The organism is Actinacidiphila sp. bgisy167 (genome assembly GCF_965342175.1).
Taxonomy (GTDB): domain Bacteria; phylum Actinomycetota; class Actinomycetes; order Streptomycetales; family Streptomycetaceae; genus Actinacidiphila.
In genome coordinates, this window is record NZ_CBDRBL010000087.1 from 1 (window position 1) to 19259 (window position 19259).

The 19259-nt window shown below is 71.6% G+C and carries 18 protein-coding genes; 1 reads left to right on the forward strand and 17 read right to left on the reverse strand.

Features of this window, described 5'->3' with window-relative positions:
* Positions 1–631: 631 nt before the first annotated feature.
* The 17 genes from ACRWND_RS25800 to ACRWND_RS25880 all read right to left on the reverse strand — a co-directional run bounded on the left by ACRWND_RS25800 (position 632) and on the right by ACRWND_RS25880 (position 18287).
* A complete protein-coding gene (locus ACRWND_RS25800; protein WP_431953425.1) occupies positions 632–2458 on the reverse strand; it encodes a VWA domain-containing protein in 1827 nt (608 codons plus the stop codon).
* 82 nt (positions 2459–2540) lie between these two features.
* Positions 2541–3704, reverse strand: coding sequence for an AAA family ATPase (locus ACRWND_RS25805; RefSeq protein WP_431953427.1), 1164 nt, complete (start codon positions 3702–3704; stop codon positions 2541–2543).
* 972 nt (positions 3705–4676) lie between these two features.
* A complete protein-coding gene (locus ACRWND_RS25810; protein ID WP_431953429.1) occupies positions 4677–6830 on the reverse strand; it encodes a BTAD domain-containing putative transcriptional regulator in 2154 nt (717 codons plus the stop codon).
* Between the two features lie 548 nt (positions 6831–7378).
* On the reverse strand, positions 7379–7834 hold the full coding sequence (locus tag ACRWND_RS25815; protein WP_431953431.1) for a pilus assembly protein TadG-related protein: 456 nt from the start codon (positions 7832–7834) through the stop codon (positions 7379–7381).
* A complete protein-coding gene (locus tag ACRWND_RS25820; RefSeq protein WP_431953433.1) occupies positions 7831–8286 on the reverse strand; it encodes a TadE/TadG family type IV pilus assembly protein in 456 nt (151 codons plus the stop codon). The genes ACRWND_RS25815 and ACRWND_RS25820 overlap by 4 nt, the downstream gene beginning before the upstream one ends.
* Positions 8287–8288: 2 nt before the next feature.
* Positions 8289–8645 (reverse strand): TadE/TadG family type IV pilus assembly protein, encoded by a 357-nt coding sequence (locus ACRWND_RS25825; protein ID WP_431953435.1) that lies wholly within the window; start codon positions 8643–8645, stop codon positions 8289–8291.
* An 82-nt stretch (positions 8646–8727) separates the two neighbouring features.
* Positions 8728–8925 carry a hypothetical protein gene (locus ACRWND_RS25830; RefSeq protein WP_431953437.1) on the reverse strand — a complete coding sequence of 66 codons (198 nt, stop codon included), beginning with the start codon at positions 8923–8925 and terminating at the stop codon, positions 8728–8730.
* A gap of 30 nt (positions 8926–8955) precedes the next feature.
* Positions 8956–9858 (reverse strand): type II secretion system F family protein, encoded by a 903-nt coding sequence (locus ACRWND_RS25835; RefSeq protein ID WP_431953439.1) that lies wholly within the window; start codon positions 9856–9858, stop codon positions 8956–8958.
* Positions 9855–10751: a type II secretion system F family protein gene (locus ACRWND_RS25840; protein WP_431953441.1), complete on the reverse strand. Its 897-nt coding sequence runs from the start codon at positions 10749–10751 to the stop codon at positions 9855–9857. The genes ACRWND_RS25835 and ACRWND_RS25840 overlap by 4 nt, the downstream gene beginning before the upstream one ends.
* Positions 10748–12043, reverse strand: a complete 1296-nt coding sequence (locus ACRWND_RS25845) for a CpaF family protein (protein WP_431953467.1) — start codon at positions 12041–12043, stop codon at positions 10748–10750. Before ACRWND_RS25845 ends, ACRWND_RS25840 begins: the two co-directional genes overlap by 4 nt.
* Before the next feature lie 56 nt (positions 12044–12099).
* Positions 12100–12939, reverse strand: a complete 840-nt coding sequence (locus tag ACRWND_RS25850; RefSeq protein ID WP_431953443.1) for a hypothetical protein — start codon at positions 12937–12939, stop codon at positions 12100–12102.
* On the reverse strand, positions 12939–13544 hold the full coding sequence (locus ACRWND_RS25855) for an SAF domain-containing protein (RefSeq protein WP_431953445.1): 606 nt from the start codon (positions 13542–13544) through the stop codon (positions 12939–12941). The genes ACRWND_RS25850 and ACRWND_RS25855 overlap by 1 nt, the downstream gene beginning before the upstream one ends.
* A gap of 205 nt (positions 13545–13749) precedes the next feature.
* Positions 13750–14358, reverse strand: a complete 609-nt coding sequence (locus ACRWND_RS25860) for a hypothetical protein (RefSeq protein WP_431953447.1) — start codon at positions 14356–14358, stop codon at positions 13750–13752.
* A 227-nt stretch (positions 14359–14585) separates the two neighbouring features.
* A complete protein-coding gene (locus ACRWND_RS25865; RefSeq protein WP_431953449.1) occupies positions 14586–15107 on the reverse strand; it encodes a hypothetical protein in 522 nt (173 codons plus the stop codon).
* Positions 15108–15163: 56 nt separating this feature from the next.
* A complete protein-coding gene (locus tag ACRWND_RS25870; protein ID WP_431953451.1) occupies positions 15164–15730 on the reverse strand; it encodes an ATP-binding protein in 567 nt (188 codons plus the stop codon).
* A gap of 338 nt (positions 15731–16068) precedes the next feature.
* Positions 16069–16968: a phosphotransferase family protein gene (locus tag ACRWND_RS25875; RefSeq protein WP_431953453.1), complete on the reverse strand. Its 900-nt coding sequence runs from the start codon at positions 16966–16968 to the stop codon at positions 16069–16071.
* A 32-nt stretch (positions 16969–17000) separates the two neighbouring features.
* A complete protein-coding gene (locus ACRWND_RS25880; RefSeq protein WP_431953455.1) occupies positions 17001–18287 on the reverse strand; it encodes a hypothetical protein in 1287 nt (428 codons plus the stop codon).
* 302 nt (positions 18288–18589) lie between these two features.
* Here ACRWND_RS25880 and ACRWND_RS25885 point away from each other — a divergent pair, with 302 nt between their 5' ends.
* On the forward strand, positions 18590–19078 hold the full coding sequence (locus ACRWND_RS25885; protein ID WP_431953457.1) for an ATP-binding protein: 489 nt from the start codon (positions 18590–18592) through the stop codon (positions 19076–19078).
* The last annotated feature ends 181 nt before the right edge of the window (positions 19079–19259 follow it).

Sequence of the window (19259 nt, forward strand, 5' to 3'; positions counted from 1 at the left end):
CCAGCAGAGGAGGCCCGCTCCGGAGCGACATGACCGTTCTGGAGCAGTCAGCGCTCCACCGAGTTGCAGGCTGCCGGGTCGAGTAGGCGACGCCGCAGTCCTCCACATTGCTACGCCAAGCGATCACGCTCGAAGCTCAGGGTCATGATTGCTGCTGCGACGATTCTTGTAGGCGTAGCCGGGTATCTGGTGGCACCCAACCCTCTGGGCCGGCGCACGGCTTCCCCCACTGCTCCTACACCGCAGTCTGGAGGCCGGCGCCAAACGCGGCCTGTCAGCCGCGGCTGCATCCGGCGTGCCCACATCCGCCGCAGAAGCCGCCGCGGTTGCAGCTGCATGGGCAAGCTCCAACAGGGCGCCGGGGTGCGAACGGCAGCGGGGTGTCCAGTTCAGCGGCGCGCGCAGTCGGGGGCGCGGGCGGCTGGCCATCCGGCTGCACGGGGGCGGTGGTGGAAGCGTTCTGGCAGGTGTTCGGCGTGGCAGCGTCGTGGGCATGGTTGGTGGGGTTGGCGGTCATTGGCTCTCGTTCCTGTTGTACGGGGTTGTTCGGGCGTGGTTGGCCGGGTGACTCGGTGCCTTGAGCTGGAGGCGTTCCGGGGCCGCGGCGTCCGGCGGACGGCGCGGCCCCGGGTCAGATGCGGGCGGTCGCGAGGGCAGTGGTGGCGGCCGCGCCGATTGCGGCGGCGGCGTGGGCGGGGTGGGCGAGTTCGAGGAGGGTGGCGCCGGGGAGAGGGCGGGGGTCGGGGGCGAAGGCGAGCCACAGCACCGCGCATCCGGCGGCGCGGAGAGCTTTGATGCGCTCGGCGGCGGGGGCGGTTTCGCGGGGGCGGTAGTAGCCGTCGGAGGCGATGACGAGGAGCCGTCCGCGTCCGGGGTGGGTCAGTTCGAGGCGGGCGCTGAGGGCGTCGATGGCTTCGGCGAGGCTGTGGCCCAGGCCGGTGGCGGCGAACTCGGTGACCTGGGCCGGTGCGCGGCCGGGGGCGGTGATGGCGGTCAGGGATGCGTCGTAGGCGACGGTGGCAGCGTGGGAGTCCGGGTCGGTCAGTGCGGTGGCTTTGGCGAGGATCCATGCGGCGGAGGCGATGGGGGTGGTGGCGGCCTTCATGGAACCGGAGACGTCGACGGCGATGCCCACCCGCAGGGGTGGTGCCGGGGCAGGGCGATGCTGGGTGCGAGTCCAGGGCAGGGCGGTGGGGGTGGCGCCTGCGGCTTTCTGGGCGTCCCGGGCGAGGGCGCCGCGCATGTTGAGGCGGCCGGGCGGCACTGCCGAGGCGCTGCGGATGGCAACGGGTTCGCGGTAGGCGGCGGCCCGGAGTGCGCGGGCGAGTTGTCCGGCGGCGGACTTCTCGGCCGCCGTGGGTGGCCGGGTGCCGGCCACCGGCGATACCAGCTTGACGCCGCTGGGCAGCGTGCCGGGGGTGTGGGGACGGGCGCCGGGGGCGAATACCTTGTCGGCTGTTGCGGCGGCGCGCCGGTCATGTGCGGCCTGCGCTGCTTTGGCCTGCACGCGGGCGGTCCGGGCGACATCGACCCGTGCTGCAGCGTTGGCCCGTGCGGTGTCGTTCGCTTGTACGGCGCCCACGACCTTGCCGACGGCTTCGGCCAGTTCACCGGCGTGTCCGTCAGCCGGGCCGGGAGCGGGCTCCGGCCCTGTGGGATCGGCACCGAGGACTTCACACCAGGCGCGGGCGTGGGCGAGCATCGTCTGCTCGTCGTGGTCGCCAGTGCCGTGGGCGGCGGTCCAGATCGCGGCGATGGTGTCCAGGAGGTCGGTGCCGAGGATGCCGGTGACGGCGGTTTCCACGGGTTCGGTCTCGTCGGGGTCGAGGATTCCGGCGTCGCGCCGGGCGAGGAGCAGTCCCGCGGCGTAGGCGGCACGCCATCGGTCGGTGGGGGTCTGCGCGGTGAACTCGTCCAGAAGCAGGGTGTGGACGGCGGCGCGCAGATAGGGGCGGTCACCAGAGCGGCGGGTGAGGTGGGCGTGTTCGGCGCGGGATTCCTCCAGCATGTCCGCCGCCGCGTGAAGGGCGGTGCCACGCAGGGCAGGTGGGGTGTTCCAGTGGCTGTGGGCGGCGTGGGCGGCTTCATGAACCAGGGCACCCCAGGCCAGCGGATAACGTTCCTCGTCGCCGAGTCGGGCCGGATTGATGGTGGCCGGGCGGTGCGGGGCGAAGAGGGCGGCGTCGATTTCCAGGGCGGCCGTCGCGGGGAAGAAGGCGGCAGGGGCACCAGAGCGGGTGCCGTGCTGACAGGTGACGATCACGTCCTCACGTTCGGCAAGTTCGGGCAGGCGGTCGGTGAGTGCGGCGGAGATCCGCAGCCAGTGCCCGGATTGCGGGGCGGGGCACGGTTCGTAGGCGGGGCCGCCGTCGTCCTCCCACCGGCAGACCGCCGACTCGGCTTCGGTCACCGCAGGTGGGGTGTGCTGGACGTGGGCGGTGTGGGCGTGTGCGGGCATGGCGGTTCGGTCCTTTCTCAAAGGATCAAGCGGGATTGGGGGTCCGGCCCGCCGCCGGTGGGCGGCGGGCCGGGACCGGAGGTCAGAGCTGGCGGCCCAGGGCCAGAGCGGTGACGGGCCTGCCGAGCGCTTTAGCGACGATTTCGGCGACCGTGTCGCGGTCCTCCAGGGGTGCGATGCCTACGAGGTTGGCGAAGGCGGCGTCGTTGCCGAGGACGTCTGCGATCTTCTGGAACGCGATCAGTTCCCGTAGTTGCGGAGCCCAACCGAGTTCCCCGGCCTGCTGACCCATGGCGAGGTGCCGGGCGATCCGCACCGCCGTCCGGTTGACCTTCAAGGCGGCGGCGAGGTCGTAGTCGGAGCCCACCTGGATCTGCACGCTGAACCGGCTGGCGAGGGCTTCGGTGAGGACCGCGCCGTGCACGCCCGGGTTGTGACCGGCGATGACGTAGAAGCCGTCGGCGGCCGTGATCGTCTCGCCCTTGTGCGCCTTGACCTGGATCTGCCTGCGTCCGTCCATCGCCGGATACAAGGCGGCCAGCACCTTCGGCGAGATCAGTGTCGCGTCGTCGAGGAGCAGGGCCCGGCCCTCCTGCATCGCCGTGACCAGCGGACCGTAGATGAACTCGTAACCGCCGTGCTGGGCTTGGGTGTATTCGCCGATCAGGTCGCCGACCGTGGTGTCTCCGTCCCCCGCGACGGTGATCAGGTCGGGGAAGGCGGCCTCGATCAGGGAGGTCTTCCCCGTGCCCGGGGGGCCGTACAGCAGAACCGGCACGCTCGCCTCGCGTAGTTTGCACAGCGCCTCGACATCGGGGAGGTCGGCCAGTGCCCGAGGGTGGTAGGGCTGTCCGTTGGGGCGCATGACGGGGGCGGGTCGCCCGCCGGGTTGCGGACGCGGCGGTGCCACTGGCGCGGCTTGGGGCGGGACCGGTGCGCCTGGTCCGTGGGCGGTGGACGCCCGGGGGGCTTGCTGCGCAGCGGCGGCGGTCGTGGGTGTGGCCTGGTATGTGCGTGGCTGGGTGCCGATCCGCTCAGCCTCGCCCCGCGCGACCAGCGTTTCGCAGGCGTTGCCGACCGCGCCTCCGGAATGCCCGAGTGTCCGGGCGAGTTCCGTGACGGTGAAGTGTCCGGCTGTGTTACCGGCGAGGACCTGGGCGATCCGGGCGCGCAGCTCCCCCGGGCGGGCCTTCGGCCCCGGCGAGGCGGAGGATGCGGCGGCTGCAGGCTGGGGTGCGGTCGTCATCGCAGGGATTCCCTTTCGTACGTGGTGGCAGGCAGGCGGATCGGGGGTGCGGGGTGCTCTGTCACCGGTCGGCGGGCGGAGTCTGCGGCGGCACGCTGGGCCGCCGAGGCGGGTGAAGAGGGGGGTCCTGCGGCTTGCGGGGTCGGGGGATGCGGGGAATGACGCGGGCGTTGTCGTCGTCCGCACTGCGGGCGACCCGCGCCTCGGACGCAATCACCATCCCGGTAAGCGCTGGGCACCGATCGCACGTCTTGACTTCGCCGGTGAATTCCATTCCAATTCCTCCGAATTTTGGCCGCACTCCACCCGAGGTGAAAGTCGCGTGAAGTTTCGGGAGATTCGCCACCTCCCGCCCCCCTTGATGCAATTCAAATATATCTCGACACACGGAACTCCTGAAGCGGAATACAGGCTGGGAAATGCTGGAATTCTCGTGAATTGACGACGCTTGGCGTCGTGGAATTGGGGCAGCACGAGGGGTTTGGTCGTGAAATGGCAAGACGTCGACCGATCCGCAGTCGGTTCTACCTGCGACGCGGCCCGGCAACACGGCCCGGCAACACGGCCCGGCAACACGGCCCGGCAACACGGCCCGGCAACACGGCCCGGCAACACGGCCCGGCAACACGGCCCGGCAACACGGCGTCACCCTCGGCTTCGCCTGGGTGACGCCGCGTCTGCCCTGGGGTCGGCGAAGGGAAAGGTGGGGATGGGATGCGGATGTGAGGGGACGGTGTGGGCACTGACGCGACATCGCACGGCAGGCAGGCGGGGGCCGACGTCCGCAGATCGGGGCAGAGACTTGCACCGATATGCAGTCGGCCCGGTCGGCCAGGGGCAGTTCAGGCCCTGACCTGCGGCTTCGGGCCGGCCAGGGGTGTCCTGCCCAAGCAGGACACCCGAGTCGACGGGGATGGCTGGACGACTCTGAGGACGGGGTGCGGGCCTGACGACTCCGTGGCCGGCGGTTCGTCAGCGGGCGGCGGCGGGGTGGTGCCGACGCCTCAGGAGAGCGGTGGTGACCGGGTCAGGATCGACCTCGATGTCTGCCAGCCGTCTGGTCAGGAGCTGGTAGGTGCGCTGGGCGGCGTCGTCACGGCCTGCGGCAAGTTGGAGGCGGATGATGCGCTGATAGACGGGCTCGTTGTACGGGTCCCAGTCGGCGGCCTTGTCCAGTAGCGCGAGAGCCTGGTCCGGGTCGCCAGCGTTGAGAGTGGCGGTGTGGTCGGCCAGGAGGACGAGGGCGTCGACGGCTTTGCGGTGGAGGGTTTCGCGCAGGCCGTCGGCCCAGGTGTAGTCGGCTCCTTCGCACAGAGGGCCTCCGTATGCGTCGACCGCAGCCTGGAGGCTGGTGGCGCGCTCGGCCTCGTCTCGGCCGGCTGTCGCCCCCCGGAGCATGTCGAGGAAGGTCTCGACGTCGGTGGAGATGAGGACCGGGTCGAGGCGGATGCGGTCGCCCGAGCGTACGAGGAAGGCCGCCTGGTGCGCTCCGGTGGCCTGGCGGAGGCTGCGTCTTACGGCCCGACGTAGATTGCCCAGTTCCCTGTTGGCCTGCTCGGGATCGGCCGACATGCGTAGGTGCTCGACGATTTCTTCCCCGCGGATTCCACGGGGGTGCGCGGCCAGCAGGGCGATGAATTCCCGGGCCTGTCCTCGCAGACCGAACCCGAATTCCTTTCCTGTCGATCCCGCGTAGATGCGAAATCCACCGAGCAGGCGCACCGTCACGGGCTTTCTCGGATCTTCCGCATGCCCTGTCTGCCGTGACAAGGCAGTGGTGGTGGAATTATGCACTGCCGCAAAATCTCGGTCTGCAGTGGGTGGAGTAGGCGGAGGAATAGGAACGATGTGGACGGGCTGCCGCTGATCGCGGCGTTCCACCGACGGAGTGCGGTCGTGAGCGCTGTGAAGGACGTCGAGTAGTTCGCTCGCCGGATGGGGAGCGAGGGTGAACAGGTTGACGTCGCGAAGTGCCGGGACGTCGGCCGGGTTGCTCGGAGTGAGAGTTCCGTCGGTTGTAACGCAGGCATGGTGAGGCCAGTCGTCCGTGCCCAGGACGATGACGGCGAGAACACCCGGGGCACAGCGATGGGCAACGGCGCCAAGTCGGTCGCGGGTGTCCGGGTGGTCATCCGCGAGCAGGATCGACATCGGCGGCGAAGGACGGTCCGGCTCGGGGGCGTGGTCGTGGTCGTCGCCTGTGTCGGCGAGGCGAGCGTGGTGCAAGAGGGACTGTTCGACCAGGTCCAGGGCGTGTTCGCAGTCGCGGGTCAGGGTGCAGGCAGCGAGGCCGCCGTCGGTGTCGATCTGCAGGCGGGCGGCTGCGGCGGTGGGGATCAGCAGGCGGGCGCGCGGAGGCTCCGGGCGCAGGCGTTGCGCGGCGCCGAGAACAGCGATGGCCAGGGCGCGTGCGGCAGCGTCCGCTCCCGGACCGCTCCAAGCGATTCCTCCGGGGACTGCGAGGGCGTCGACGGAGATTTCGCGGCCGCCGCGGGTCGCGCACATGACGGCTCCGGGCGCGGCCGGTTCGGCAGGAGCGGAATGCCGTGTCAGCGTGCCTTCCGAGTCGTTCTCCTCGTGTGCCTGGGCGAGGAAGGCCGTGTTGGCCATATGAACGGCCCTGGGCAGCGGGCGTGGCGGCGGGGCGGTGAGGTCCGGTTGCCGTCGGCGGCGTTGGTGGGCGCGGGCGAACGCCAGGGCGGTGGCGATGCCGGCGGCTGTGGTGATGCCGATGGCCGACGCAGCCCCGACGCCGATGGTGACGGACCGAGCGGCGACAGGGTGGGCCCTCTCCGAGGCACTGGGGCGTTGCTCGTCGCGGGTTTCCGCGGCTTCGTCTCCGGCAGGGCGCGGCGCGTCTGAAGCCGAGGGCTGGTGGGATGAAGGCCGGTCGTCGTCTGCGGCAGCGGACGGCGCCTCGGGGCGCGGCCGAGCGGGGGCAGTTGGCTGTTCGGCACGGGCAGGGAGGCGTAGGACCCAGCCCGGGTGGATGTCGTCGGGGTCGCTGAGGCGTCGACCGTCTGCCTGAACCTGCCCGTGGTTGAGCTTGTAGATCCGCGGCCAGAGCAGTGGATCACCGAGGTGCGCGCGGGCGATGTCCCAGAGGGTGTCGCCGGGCGCGACCACGTAGGGGACGGTGAGATTCTCGGCAGGTAGACGGGTCGTCTCAGCGCGGGTCGGTGCGCTCGGATGGCGTGGTGCGGCGGCCTGCGTAGCGGGCCGGAGTCCCGCCGTGCCGTCGGCCGGAGATGCCTGGGCGGGAGCAGGGTGCCAGGCTGCGGCCCAGGACACCAGAAGGGTGCCGATGAGCAGTGCGGCGGCGGCGCGGTGCGCGGGCAGGGTGCGGGCGTGGTCGCGGAGCAACGCCTGGTTGCGGCGAAGGAGGGACAGGTGCCGGAGCGTCCAGGCGGCTTCTGCGGAGAGGCTGATGAGGAAGGCCGCCCAGCACGCCCAACCGACCAGGGCCAGGAGTTCGACGACCAGAGTGTCGCTGAGCGGTTGTGCAAGGCGTCCCAGCAAGTCCCTTGCAGAGAACGCTGGTTCAGGCCAGGGAATTCCCACAGCGGCGACCAGCACGCTGGGCACTCCGGCGACGACGAGAAGGAGGGCGGTGGCCGAGGCAGTGAGCCGTACGAAGGCGCGCAGTCGGCCGGGCACGACGGGGGTGAAGGTACTCACGGTCTCGGCTCCTGGCGCGTCCAAGGCGTGGTGATGCCGCGTTCGGGGCGGGCGGTGGCCTCGGCCGTGGTCGCCAGCTCGCGGATGCCGACCAGCGAAAGGATCTGCGTGCGTTGCCGGTGCGTCACGGTCACGGTGACGGTGTCGCCGTCCGTGTGGACGCGGCCGCTGTTCCCGGTGGCCTGGACGTAGTCGCGGGCTGCGGCTGCGGCGCGCTGCCGGTCGAGGCGAATGCGTTGGGTGGCGCGCAGATACGCGAGGTCGATCTGCTGTGAGCCGCTGCGGGCAGCCTCCTGAGCGGCGTCCGCTGCGGCGACCTTGCCGGCCAGCGCGAGCCCGCCGTCGAGGACCAGCCCCGCGAACAGGAACAGACCCGCGATGGCGATCACCACCATCGCGGTGGTCTGCCCGCCGTCCCCTCGCCTCCACGAGCGATGTCGTCGCACGCTCACCGACTGCTCCCGCGGTAGGTGTCCACGACCGAGCTCGCGGTGGTGGCCACGGTGAGCTGGCCGGGCAGCCCGGAGCCCACCAGTGCCGCCGTGCAGGCAACACGGACCCGCACCGTGCCACCCGGGGCAAGGCGGCCGACCTGCGCCGTCGTTGCCACGCGTGCGCAGGAAGCGCCTGCGCTGTGCAGGGCGGCTTCGGCGGTCGCGTGTGCGGCCTGCTGGGCGGTGGCCGGGCTGCGGGCGAGGGAGGCGGCTCTGGCGGCCTGGTGGGCGGCGTCGTCGACCTTGAGGCGGGCCGCGGCCATCCGCCCGAGCGAGACCGCAACGAGCAGAAGGAGCACGAGCAGTGGAGTGACGACGACGAGTTCCGTGGCCGCGGAGCCGTGCTCGTCTCTCCACCGCTTCCGGGCCGGGGTGCCGTCCGGGCGGATGGACCGGGCGATGTTGTCCATGCTCACCTCCCTGCCGTGGACCAGTGTTCGACGGCGCCGCCGGCATAGCCGGTGACCGCCAGGTGGAATCCCGGGACCACCTGCTGCACGGTGCCGTGGACACGTACGGCCGCAGTACGGCTGGTGCGGGTCACGGTGATCTGCGGGTCCTGCAGGACGGCGTGGCCGAGCCTGTCCAGCGTCTCCTCGGCGCGGGACCGTCCGGCGGCGGCACTGCCGCCCTGCGTGCGGGCCGTGGCGAGCGCGCGGGACGCTGCGGTCTGCGCGATGTGCTGAGCGTGCTCGGCGAGTGCGAACTGCACGATCAGCAGGAAGAGGAACAGGACCAGTGGCACGGTGATGACGGTCTCCGTCGCCACCGCGCCCCGGTCCCCGCGGCCGCGCCGCCGCCTGGCGCGGCAGGCAGCCGGCGGCAGGATCGCCGTCGTCACGGGCTGCCGATCAGCCGAGGTCAATGCCATTGGCCTTGCTGGTGACCTTGGCGGCGATGATCCCCACGACTGCCAGGGCCAGAAGAGCCAGCAGGGCGGTGACGATGACGGTCTCGGTCGAGTAGCCGCCGTCCTCGCGCATGCGGCGCCTCAGTCGTGCCGTCTGGCAGCGCAGCTGGGCGAAGAGGGGGCGAAGCAACGAGTTCACAGGAGCACTCCTTCGTACGATGCGGGCCGGCTACAGGCCGGTCAGGACGTTGGCCAGAGCCGGGTAGCCGATGAAGAGCAGAAAGGCGGCGAACTTCAGCACCACCGGCAGGGACATGCGTTCGGTCGCGGACTGGGCGGCGCCGTCCGCCTCGGCGAGGCGGCGGCCGCGCATCGCCGCGGCCTTGGCTTCCAGCGAGGTACGGATGCGGGCGCCTTCGCTGCCCGCGAGCCCGACGGTGGCGGCCAGCTCACGCAGTTCCCGCACGCCGGTGCGTCGGCCGAGAGCATCGAACTCGTCCCACACGCTGCTGCGGGTCAACTCCGCAGTGGACAGAGCGCGGCGCAGCTGGGATGCGGCCCAACCCTGTGGTGCGGCAGCCGCGTCGGTCAGTGCCTGCTGGACACCGGCCCCTCCGGCGAGCGCGATGACGACAAGGTCGAGAAAGACCGCCAGGGTGTGCCGGAGTTCGGCGCGCCGTCGGCCTGCCTTGGCACGCACCGCAAGATCCGGGGCGAGAAACATGATCGCGGCGCAGGACAGTCCCGCCCAGGAGGGAATCCACCAGTCGATCCCCGTTCCGGTCGCCAGGCCGAGAGCGGCGAGCAGCGCGGGCGGAGTGATGAGCCCGACCACAGCGGCAGCGGCCTTCTCCGCCAGGTGGCGTTCGGTGTCGATGCCCATGATGGCGAGGTCCGCGCGCAACGCGGCGGTCGGCAGCCCCAGGGCGCGCAGCGCCGGTACGCCCCGCCGTCCGAGCCGGGCCGACCAGCCGCCCTGACTGCCGGTGCTTGAGGCGGGCGTCCTCACCGGCTGGGCTGGCCGGTGCAGCGCGGCAAGAGACGCGGCCAGTGAGGGGCGGGGCGGGCGCATCCCGTAGACGAGAGTGAGCAGGCCGGCACCGAAGGAGGCGCCGAGGACGAGGGCGATCACCGCACTGCCGCCTTCCCCTGTGCCGGAAACGCGCCCACGGAGCCCGGGGCGAGGATGCGTGGTTCCTCGGCGAACTGGGCGATCTTCATCAGCCAGGCGAACCCGGCGGCGAACAGCAGCCCGATCACGGCGAGCACCAGTTGTCCCTCCAGTGAGGAGAACGGTTCGAGGTAGGGCCGGTTGAGGACGACGAGGCCGGCCGCCATCCCCACGGTGGTGGCGGTGATGACGCGCACGGAGGTACGGACCCGGGCCCGCCCGGCGTCGATGCGCAGGCGCATGGCGACCTGCTCGCGTGTGGCCGCGGCCAGCGAGCCCAGCAGCGGGCCGAGTTGCCGGGCCTGCCGCTCGGCCGCCATCACAAGCGCCGCCACCACGGTGTCGGCCACCGGATCGGCAACGTCGTCGGCGAAGTCCCGCAGCGCGGCGCCCAGCGGCTGTCCCTCCTCGACCCGCGCTGCCAGGGCCACCGTCTCCGTCCGCACCGCGGGCGGCGCCAAGGGCGCGGTGGTCAGGATCGCCTGCTCGAGGCCGGCGGCGGCCGACAGGGTGTCGCGCAGCATCTCCGCCCAGACCGCCACCGCCTCCAGTTTCTCCGTGCGGGCGGCCGCCTGCCGGTCCCGCTGCAGTACGCCGGGCAGCACCGCCACCGCCAGTCCGGCCAGCAGACCGCCGACCGGCCAGCCGGTCGCGGCACCCGCCAGCACCCCGGACAGCACGGCGGCGACCACGCGCCGCCCTCCCCACATCCTGCCCAGCCGCCTGCACCACGTCCACGGGCTCGGTGCGCCGCTGTCGGCGCTTTCGCGGCGAAGGGCGCCGCTCGCGATCAGCCAGCACCCGGTCCCCGTACCGGCGCCGAGCAGCAGCGCCGTCAGCACCTCATGGCTCATGCGGTCCGTCCCCACCGCTGCTCGCGCAGCCCGCGCTCGTCGAGCCCGGCGGCCAGCAGGTCCTGAAGGGTCTCGCTCCGCAACGGGGTCGCCGGCACCGCGCGACCGTCCGGCCCCGGCCGGTACACCTCGTTGGAGATGACCTGTGCGCCGTCGGCGTCGACGATCTCGCGTACCGAGTCCACGACCCGACGCCCGTCGGCGTCCCAGCCGAGGTGGACGACGAAGTGGACCGCCGACGCCACCAGCAGGTTCGTCGCCTCCAACGACAGCCGCTCCGGGGACTGGGCCGCGTATGCGGCCAGCTTGGTGAACACCCCGCGCGAGGTGGAGGAGTGGATAGTGGACAGCGACCCGTCGTTGCCCTGGGACATGGCGTTGCACATCGGCACCACCTCGGCGCCCCGGATCTCTCCGACGATGACCCGGTCCGGCGACATGCGCAGTCCCCACCGGACCAGTTCCGCCTGGTCGATGACGCCTTCGCCCTCGATGTTGGGCTCGCGGGCCTGCATCGCCACCACGTCCGGATGCGCCGGGTCATGGTCCAGGCCGAGCTCGAAGGTGTCCTCGATCGTCACAAGCCGCTCATCGGGCGGGATCGCCGACGCCAGTGCCCGCAGCACCGTGGTCTTCCCCACGTTGGTGCCGCCCGCGATGATCACGTTGCGCCGGGCACGCACCACCGCGCCCAGGAAGTTCGCCAGGGCGTCGTCGCAGACTCCCAGTCGCACCAGGTCGGGCAGCGTCGCCGTACGGAAGCGGTGCCGCCGGATCGACAGGGACACCCGGCCGGTCACCGCCATCACCGCGAACATTCGCGACCCGTCCGGCAGGCAGATGTTGAGTCGGGGCATCCCGCGGTCGAAGCGCCGCTCCTCCACGCCGGCACGCGCCGCGATCTGCCGAACCAGACCGATCAGCTCCTCATCGGAGGCCGCCAGCGCCTCGGCTCGTTCCTTGCGGCCGTCCGCGTACCGCACCCAGACCGTGTCGGCGCCATTGACCGCGATGTTCTCCACCCGGTTATCCGCGAGCAGCGCCTCCAGCGGCCCCAGCCCGAACAGTGCGTCCAGCACCACCTGGCTGATCCTGTCCTCGGCCGCCGCACCCAGCGCGGCTCGCCCAGCTTTCAGTTGCTCTGCGGTGTAGGCGTCCAGCTCCTCCGTCAACAGACGGCGTACGACCGACCGCCGCCGCTCCACATCCTCGGCAGGCAGGCCCGCCTCCGCTCTGACGTGCGCATAGCCGGCCATCCGGCCGGCCACCCGCGCACGCAGCCAGTCGGCCATCTGCCGCTCTCCGTCCTCCTCGCCCTGCGCCAGGGTCTCCGGCTCGGCTCCTGCTGTCACCGCGCCTCACCCGCCTCCACCGCGGTGTCTACGTCCTGCCGAGGCGTCGGCAGCGGGACGGACGGCGCCGCCAGATGCGCGAGGTCCCGGCCCAGTCCGCCCGCCGCATGGTCTGTCAGGGCAGCCAGGTGCCAGCCGAGGTGGCTCGCCGCACGGGCCAACGGTGAAGGGCGACGCCTCCGCGGCCCTGTGCCGGCCCGCCCCGAGAGCACGTCAGCCGTCCGCGGATCCCAGGGCACGGCGTGCACCCGCTCGATCCCCAGCGCCGCACCGATCTCCGACGACGCATAGGGCGTCGGCCCGACCACCACCAACTCCACCCGGGCCGCCGCACCATGCAAATCACCGGCCTGCGCCGCGACATGGGCCAGTGCGTCGACGCCGCCGCGGGTCACCACCAGCAGCACATCGGCCGCCTGTACCAAGGGCATAACCGGCGCCTGCAGGCGCCCGATGTCCAGCAGCCCCGTTCCCGTCTCGTCCGGTCCGCCGCGCAAGGCCTCGAATCCCCCACCGTCGGCGAACAGGCCCACCGCCGCCGCAGCCTGCTGGGCGCCCGCAGGCCCGGCAACCACCCGAACCCCTCCCGGCAGCATCTGAACGCACTCCTGCACCACGTGCGGCGCCGCGTTCCTGCGCACCGCCGCGGCCAGCGCCGTCAGCCCGGGGGCCTCCGGCAACCCGAACCGGGCAGCCACATCACCGCCCGCCGGATCGGCCTCGACCACCAGCGGCCGCACCGGATCCGCCGCCGGCCAGTTCGCCGCCACTGCCAACGCCAACGTCGTCACGCCGGGCGAACCCTTCACCGACGCCACCGCCACCAGCTTCCGCATCAGGGCACCTCCCGGCCGACCGGACTCAGCACCACCACGTGCGGCTTGTCCACACGAACAGCCCGCCGCGCCGCCGCAGTGTCCACGAGCATCGAGAGCACCGTCGGCTCCGACGCACCTTCACCGGGGATGGCATCGGTGACCACCCCGACCAGAGGCTCCTCAGCGTCCGCCGAGCCGGCACCTCCCTCGGCGTCAAACCTGCCCGGCAGCACCGCGACCCGCTGCCCGACCGTCACACCCGCAGGCAGGTCACCCGCACCGACCGCGAACGACACCCGCGACCGGCCCTGCGGCGGATACTCCGACGACTCCCCCACCTGCTCCGGTGCCAGCAACGACCCGGCCACCAGCGGCACCGTGGCCACCTTCCCCACCACCGAGGCCGCCTGCGCCGCGGGTACGACGTGACCCGCCGCGTCCGCCACCCCCAACTCGACCTTCCGCAGGTCGCTCTGCGCCAGCACCTGCCCGGCCGGCACCGGCCGGACGACCACCAGTACCGGGGTCTTCCGGCCCGCCTGCCCGAGCAGTGCAGCGAACCCCACGGCGCAGGCGATCACAACCGTCGCCCCGAGCCACACCAGCGCCGGCCGACGCCGCACCAGGCCTCCGCCACCGCCTCCGTCCGGCGGACGCGGCCCCGGTCCACCACCCGGCCTCAACGGCACCTGCGCACGCACCCGCGCCCACCCGCCCTGCGGCCGCTTCTCGGCCGAAGAAGGCAAAGGGGTACCCATGACTCACCTCACACATCACGAAGTTCACCAACACGACGAGCACCCACCCGCCGCGGAATCCGATGCCGCGCTACCCGCGCCGCCCTCGGTCCACCACGAGGGCCTGCACCTCGGTCACCTTCACCGGTATCCGTGTCGCCGACCGCAACCCCCGGATCACGCCCGACCGGCCATCACCGCGCCAGACGACGTCCCAGGTGATCGCCGCCCGCACGGGGAACGCCTCCTCCGGCTGCCCGGCCGAGGACCGTGCGTAGGTGTGACCGCAGTCCGGGGAGCCCGAAGCGGCCGCGAACTTCGTCGCGTACGGGGTCCCCGGGCCCGCGCACACCACCGTCGCGCCGTCTCCCATCGACCACTCCACGGCCCGTGGTGTCGCCGTCGCCGTCACGGTCATGCCCGGCACCTGCGCCGTCTTCGACACCGGCCGCCACACCGACCGGTCGACCCACAGCCACGTCGGCACGTGCACCACCTGGGCCGCCTCCTCGTCCGGGCTCATCCGGATCACCGGCTCGGGCAGGACGAGTTGCCGGACGACCTGCCGGGCCACTTCCTCTGCCGAGGGCGGCGGCGCTGACGGACGCCCCTTCCGCGGCGCGCGATCGTCGGTCAGCAGCCCCCTGCCCTCGAGGTCCATCACCATCCACTGCTGCTGCGGCGCCGTCCGTGTCCGCACACCCCTTACGGGAGCGCGGTGCCGCATCCGGGACGGAACCGGCTGTTTACGGGGCTGCGCACGGGGCCGGGTCGCCGCCCGTACCTGGCAGCCGCCATTCGAGCAGGCGACACCGGAGAGGAAGCCGCGTCCGTCGTCCGCGCTCGCGGGCGCCGCCATTCCCACAGTGCCTTGAATGATCAGGCCGACCACCAGCGGCAGGAGTCGGGTCAAGGCCTCGGAGCGGCTCAGCATGTACCGGTCTCATGCAGGTACAGCTTCGAGACCTTCCAAACCCCGTCCCGCAGACTCACCGTGGCATCCGCCGCGCCGTGTCCGCCGGGCACATCGTTCTTCAGCTCGCCCGACTTCCTGTACTGGAGCCAGTGCGTGCCATCGACGCAGTCCCGTAACGTCACCTTGTCAGCGGTCGCGCTGAGCACCTCGGGGTCGATGCGCGGCGCCCCCTTCGAGACGACGTTCTCCTTCCGGGCCTTCTCCATGCCGTACCTGAGCAGCAGCAGGGCTCCGTCGGAAGCGTGATCGTCCAGCAGCGGCGACTTCGGATCCGCCTCGGCGGCGGCCGCGGTCAGGTCGTTCCACATGCCGCGATACGCCTTCAGCGCCGCGCGTTCCTCCTGGCTTACCCGCGGTTGTTCAGACGTCGACTGGAGTGGATCGCCCTTCTCGACAGCAGGTTGTTCCGAACTCCCGCCTACAGAGCAGGCGGAGAGCGCGAGCAGGGCCGCGCCCGCGCTCAGAACTGCCACCCGAGGAATCCGAAGTGCCCGCATCTGCCCCCACTTTCAAAGATCGCTACGTTCAGCTATCGGGGTTCACGCAAAGCTACATCAGTCCGTTCCTTCTGCACCCAGAGTTCACCCGTCCGGGGGTGTGGGGGCTGCGCGGAGCCGTCCGGTCCACACGGGACGGGAAGCGCCACCCAGGCCACCTTCGTCTTTCGCCGGCTTCGGAAGCCCCAGGCCCCGCCGCTGAGTTCGTGGACGATGTGCAGGCCACGCCCCCGTTCGGAGAGCAGACTGCACAGGACTGCCAGACCACCGCCCCTGTGTTCCGCCGCCGGGGCGAACGGCAGCACGGCCGGAAACTCGGGAATCTTCGGGATGCGCGGATCTTGATCCTCGACTTCGCAGAGAAGCGCTCCGTCCGCGCGGCGCAGCCGCAGCTCGTACGGTCCGGGCGCGTGTTCGGTGGCGTTGGCCACCAGTTCCGAGACCGCCAGCACGGCGTCGCTGACCGTCTCTCCGTCGTAGCCGAGCAGGTCGAGGGCGCAGCGTAGGGCGGTGCGGGCTTGGGCCGGTGCGCCGGGGGTGCAGCTCGTCCAGCGCCAGAGGACGTTTGCCGATCCGGCGGGTAGACGGCGGATGGTCATCGCCGGCCTCCGTGGGCGGCGTGGCGGGCCCGTGTGACGCGGCGGTGTCGGCCGCGGCCGGGACGGACGCAGTCGCGGGCTGCGGTGAGCGTGAACGGGCCGGCTGTCGGTACGAACGGCAGCAGCAAGGCGGCAGTGAAGAGGGTCGGTGCCACGGCAGGGCCTCCCTGTGGTCGCGGTGCGGGTGCGACCACGACACCGTGGGCACGGGAAGAGCGGAAGCCCGCTCTCACCAGCTCTTTCAAGCACTTATGGCTGTCGTGCACCGGTGATCGAGGGGCTCTTGGCTGCGCCGCTTCGAGCCGACGACGCAAACGATCAGCCCTCGAGCGTGCCCGTCAGAGGATGTTCCAGCGGGACCCTGTATCCGCCCTCTGGAGCGCGGCGACGCGACGCTGAACTTCGTCGACGCTCTGCGGGGCATGGATCGCCTTGCGGGCGTTGGTGGTGATCATGCGCAGCTCGCGCAGATCGCGCAGGAGCCGGTATCCGCTCCAGGCGGTGACGTCCCAGCCGTAGGTGTCCGCGAAGCGCCGGTAGTGGTCCGTCCCGTACCCGAAGCGGCGGCAGTGGACTTCGACGGTCACGAGGTCCCACTCAGGAGGGCCGATGACAGCGCTGTCCCAGTCGCAGAGCACTGGGCCGCCGTGCGCGTGCAAGGCGTTGCCGTGCTGAGGGTCGCCGTGGAGCAGCGCTTCGGGCAATTCGTAGGTCACGTGTGCGAGTTCCGTTTCCAGGCGGTCCGCCTGGGCGTTCAGGAACTCGACGGCCGATGCCGGAAGCACGCTGGTCTGGGCGAGGGATGCGCGGATGGCGGTGATGGCGTCCAGGCGGCGCAGGGGAACGGGGGGCGGTGGTGCGGTATGGAGCGTGCCGAGCGGTTTGGCGAGCCCCTCGGCCGGTACCGCCGTCCCGGGCTGCGGAAGGTAGGTCCAGAAGGTGGCGGCGTGCCCGTGGACGACGACGGGCTGCTGCGGCACCGGGTGCAGCGGGGCCGTGGGAAATCCGGTGGCCATCAGCCATCGGACGAGCTCGACGGTGTGCTGGACATCCACGATCGGGGTGCCGTACCGGGCGATCTTCACCAGCACCGGCTCCACGGCGAGCCGGAAGACGGCGTTGGTCTGTCCACGCAGCAGCACCGCGCCACGGGCGTCGAGACCGGCCGTACGGCAAGCGTGAAAAAGAAGGGCGCGCAGCTCTGACGGATGGAAACCTCCGGGGCGCGTGGCAGCCATGCCGCCAGGCTGACCGAGGTACGCGGGTGCTGTCACGTGCGTGCAGGGGGGAGAGCCAGAATCTCGCCAAGTTCTCGCGCCGGACGGGTCAGGCGCAGGCGTGGTGGGAGGGCGTCCAGAACGTGGCGGGTGCGGATGGTGATGATCCGGGTGCGTTGCTCGGGAGGCAGGGCGAGGTAGGTGGCGGCTGCGAGCCGGCAGGCGTCGGCTGGGCTGCGTTCGGCCACCAGGCAGATCGCCTCCTCCAGGTGCAGCAGCGCCGGGTCGATACCTCCGCCCTGCGGCGGGTACAGGGCGTGCGCCTGCTGCTGGGCTTGGCGGGCTTGGCGGGTGCGGCCCAGGTAGGTGAGGGTGCCACTGGTGTAGAGGAGGAGTCGTCGGGCCGGGAAGGTGAGTGCGTCGGCGACGGGTGTGTGTTCGGCGCGGTCGTAGTGTTCGCGGGCTGTACGCAGGGCGGTGTCGGCGCCCGGGGCGTCCCCACGACGAGCGAGGGCGCGGGCATGGGCGATGGCGGCGAAGGCGCCGGCTTCGCAGGGCCGGCCGGACAGAAGCTCCTGGGCTTGGCGCGTGAGGCGGATCGCGGCGTCGAGCGGCCCGTAGTAGTAGGGCAGCATCGCTGCCTGTACGCGGACGCGGGCTTGCACGTCGGCCTCGGCGCAGTCGTCCGCGGCGGCGCGGGCGGTCGCGTACCAGGCGGAGGCCGAGCGCAGGTGGCCGAGTCGCATGAGGGCGTCCGCGATAAGAGTGGCCAGCCAGGCCAGCATGCGCGACAGCTGGCGCTGCACGGAGGGCGGCTGCCGCTGCTCGGCGAGCAGGCGTACGTCGTGGACGTCGTCGACGAGGTCGGGGAGCATCGCCTCGGGTGGGCGGGTGACGTATCGGCGGCGGTGCTCGAGCAGTCTCTCTTCCAGCAGGTCGAGTTGCGCGGCGGTGACCGTTCCCGATGCCAGGGCGCGGTCTACTTGCCGGCGTACGTCGTCCAGAGCGCCCTCGCCGCTCCGCCACCGCTGGGCGATGGATTCCCGGGGTGTGTAGTCGACGGTGGCTTCGAGGCCGAGATCCGCCGCATGGGTCTGGTAGAGGCGGCAGAGCAGGTCGATGGTCGACGCGACGGGGCGACGCCGGGTGGCCTCCCAGACGCGCAGTTGATCGACGTCCAGCCGGGGCGCAACCAGCTGCTCGCGCTCACACATCCGCCGCAAGGCCTCGACCGACTCGACGAGCGTCCAACCGGCGGCGAGACGGTGTGCACGCAGCCTGCTGACGCCGCAGCAGGCTGCGATCTCCCCGACCAGCCTGCCCTGCGGCCACTGCGCCACAGCGGCCGTGCTGCGCAGTGCCGCAGCGCACGACGGTCCATGCCGTTTCGGGCCCACCCACTTGCTCCTGCTCTGTGACCACGGGTGACGTGGCGACCACCGTAGGAACAGCCGGGGGAAGAGCGGCCCGGATCGGGCGCTGAACCGGAAAGTCCAACGCGAACCGGTGACCAGCTCACCGGTTCCGCGTCACCGGTGACGCGAGGACGTTGGCGCAGGGCGGTACGCCGCCAATCCTGCTGAATGCGACACATCCCGAGTCCGATTTGGCGCGATGGCGCCTGTCACCAAGGTGGGCCAGCATGACGACCCAGCACTTCGGCAGTCCGGCTGCAGACGCCCCGCGCCATTGCCCCCACACGGCACCCCTGCCCGCAGCGCCTCATTCCAGCGGCGGTCCGGACCGCGTCGCGATCTTCGGATTCCTGCCGGCGGAGGAACGGGTGCCCGAGGTGCGGCGCGCCATCACCAGGCTGCTCGGCCACTGGGGGATCGACGCGGACCTCTGCGATGCGGCAGCACTGACCGTGAGCGAACTGACCGCGAACGCGGTGGTGCACGCCTCCGTTTCGGCGTCCATCACCGTCGTGCTGGAGCTGGCCTCGCACCTTCGCATCGAGGTCCGCGACGGCAGCAAGCAACTACCGGTGCTTCGGACGGCGACCGGCCCCGAGAGCGAGAACGGCCGTGGGCTCGCCCTGGTGGCGACGCTGTGCTCGGAGTGGGGCACCACCCTCTACGGTGCGTCCGGCAAATCCGTCTGGGCGCGCTTCCCGCTGCCCAGCGCCTGATGCCGGGCTCGGCACGTCTCGCTCGGTCTTGACCAAGGTCACTGACTTCTGGTCGTCTTGGCCCTGAGACGCCGTATTCGGGGGGTGCCTTCGTGGTCGAAGCGGTTGGGTTCGCGTCGGACAGGCCTGGACATTCGCCCTGTGCGACGCTGGGAACGGCGACCCGGTGAGGCTTCGACGC

Excerpts from the sequence above, each read along its gene's own strand:
- ACRWND_RS25800 (WP_431953425.1), bottom strand. The coding sequence starts at position 2,458 with ATGCCCGCACACGCCCACACCGCCCACGTCCAGCACACCCCACCTGCG.
- ACRWND_RS25805 (WP_431953427.1), bottom strand. The coding sequence starts at position 3,704 with ATGACGACCGCACCCCAGCCTGCAGCCGCCGCATCCTCCGCCTCGCCG.
- ACRWND_RS25820 (WP_431953433.1), bottom strand. The coding sequence starts at position 8,286 with ATGGACAACATCGCCCGGTCCATCCGCCCGGACGGCACCCCGGCCCGG.
- ACRWND_RS25840 (WP_431953441.1), bottom strand. The coding sequence starts at position 10,751 with ATGAGCCATGAGGTGCTGACGGCGCTGCTGCTCGGCGCCGGTACGGGG.
- ACRWND_RS25845 (WP_431953467.1), bottom strand. The coding sequence starts at position 12,043 with ATGGCCGACTGGCTGCGTGCGCGGGTGGCCGGCCGGATGGCCGGCTAT.
- ACRWND_RS25850 (WP_431953443.1), bottom strand. The coding sequence starts at position 12,939 with ATGCGGAAGCTGGTGGCGGTGGCGTCGGTGAAGGGTTCGCCCGGCGTG.
- ACRWND_RS25870 (WP_431953451.1), bottom strand. The coding sequence starts at position 15,730 with ATGACCATCCGCCGTCTACCCGCCGGATCGGCAAACGTCCTCTGGCGC.
- ACRWND_RS25875 (WP_431953453.1), bottom strand. The coding sequence starts at position 16,968 with ATGGCTGCCACGCGCCCCGGAGGTTTCCATCCGTCAGAGCTGCGCGCC.
- ACRWND_RS25885 (WP_431953457.1), top strand. The coding sequence starts at position 18,590 with ATGACGACCCAGCACTTCGGCAGTCCGGCTGCAGACGCCCCGCGCCAT.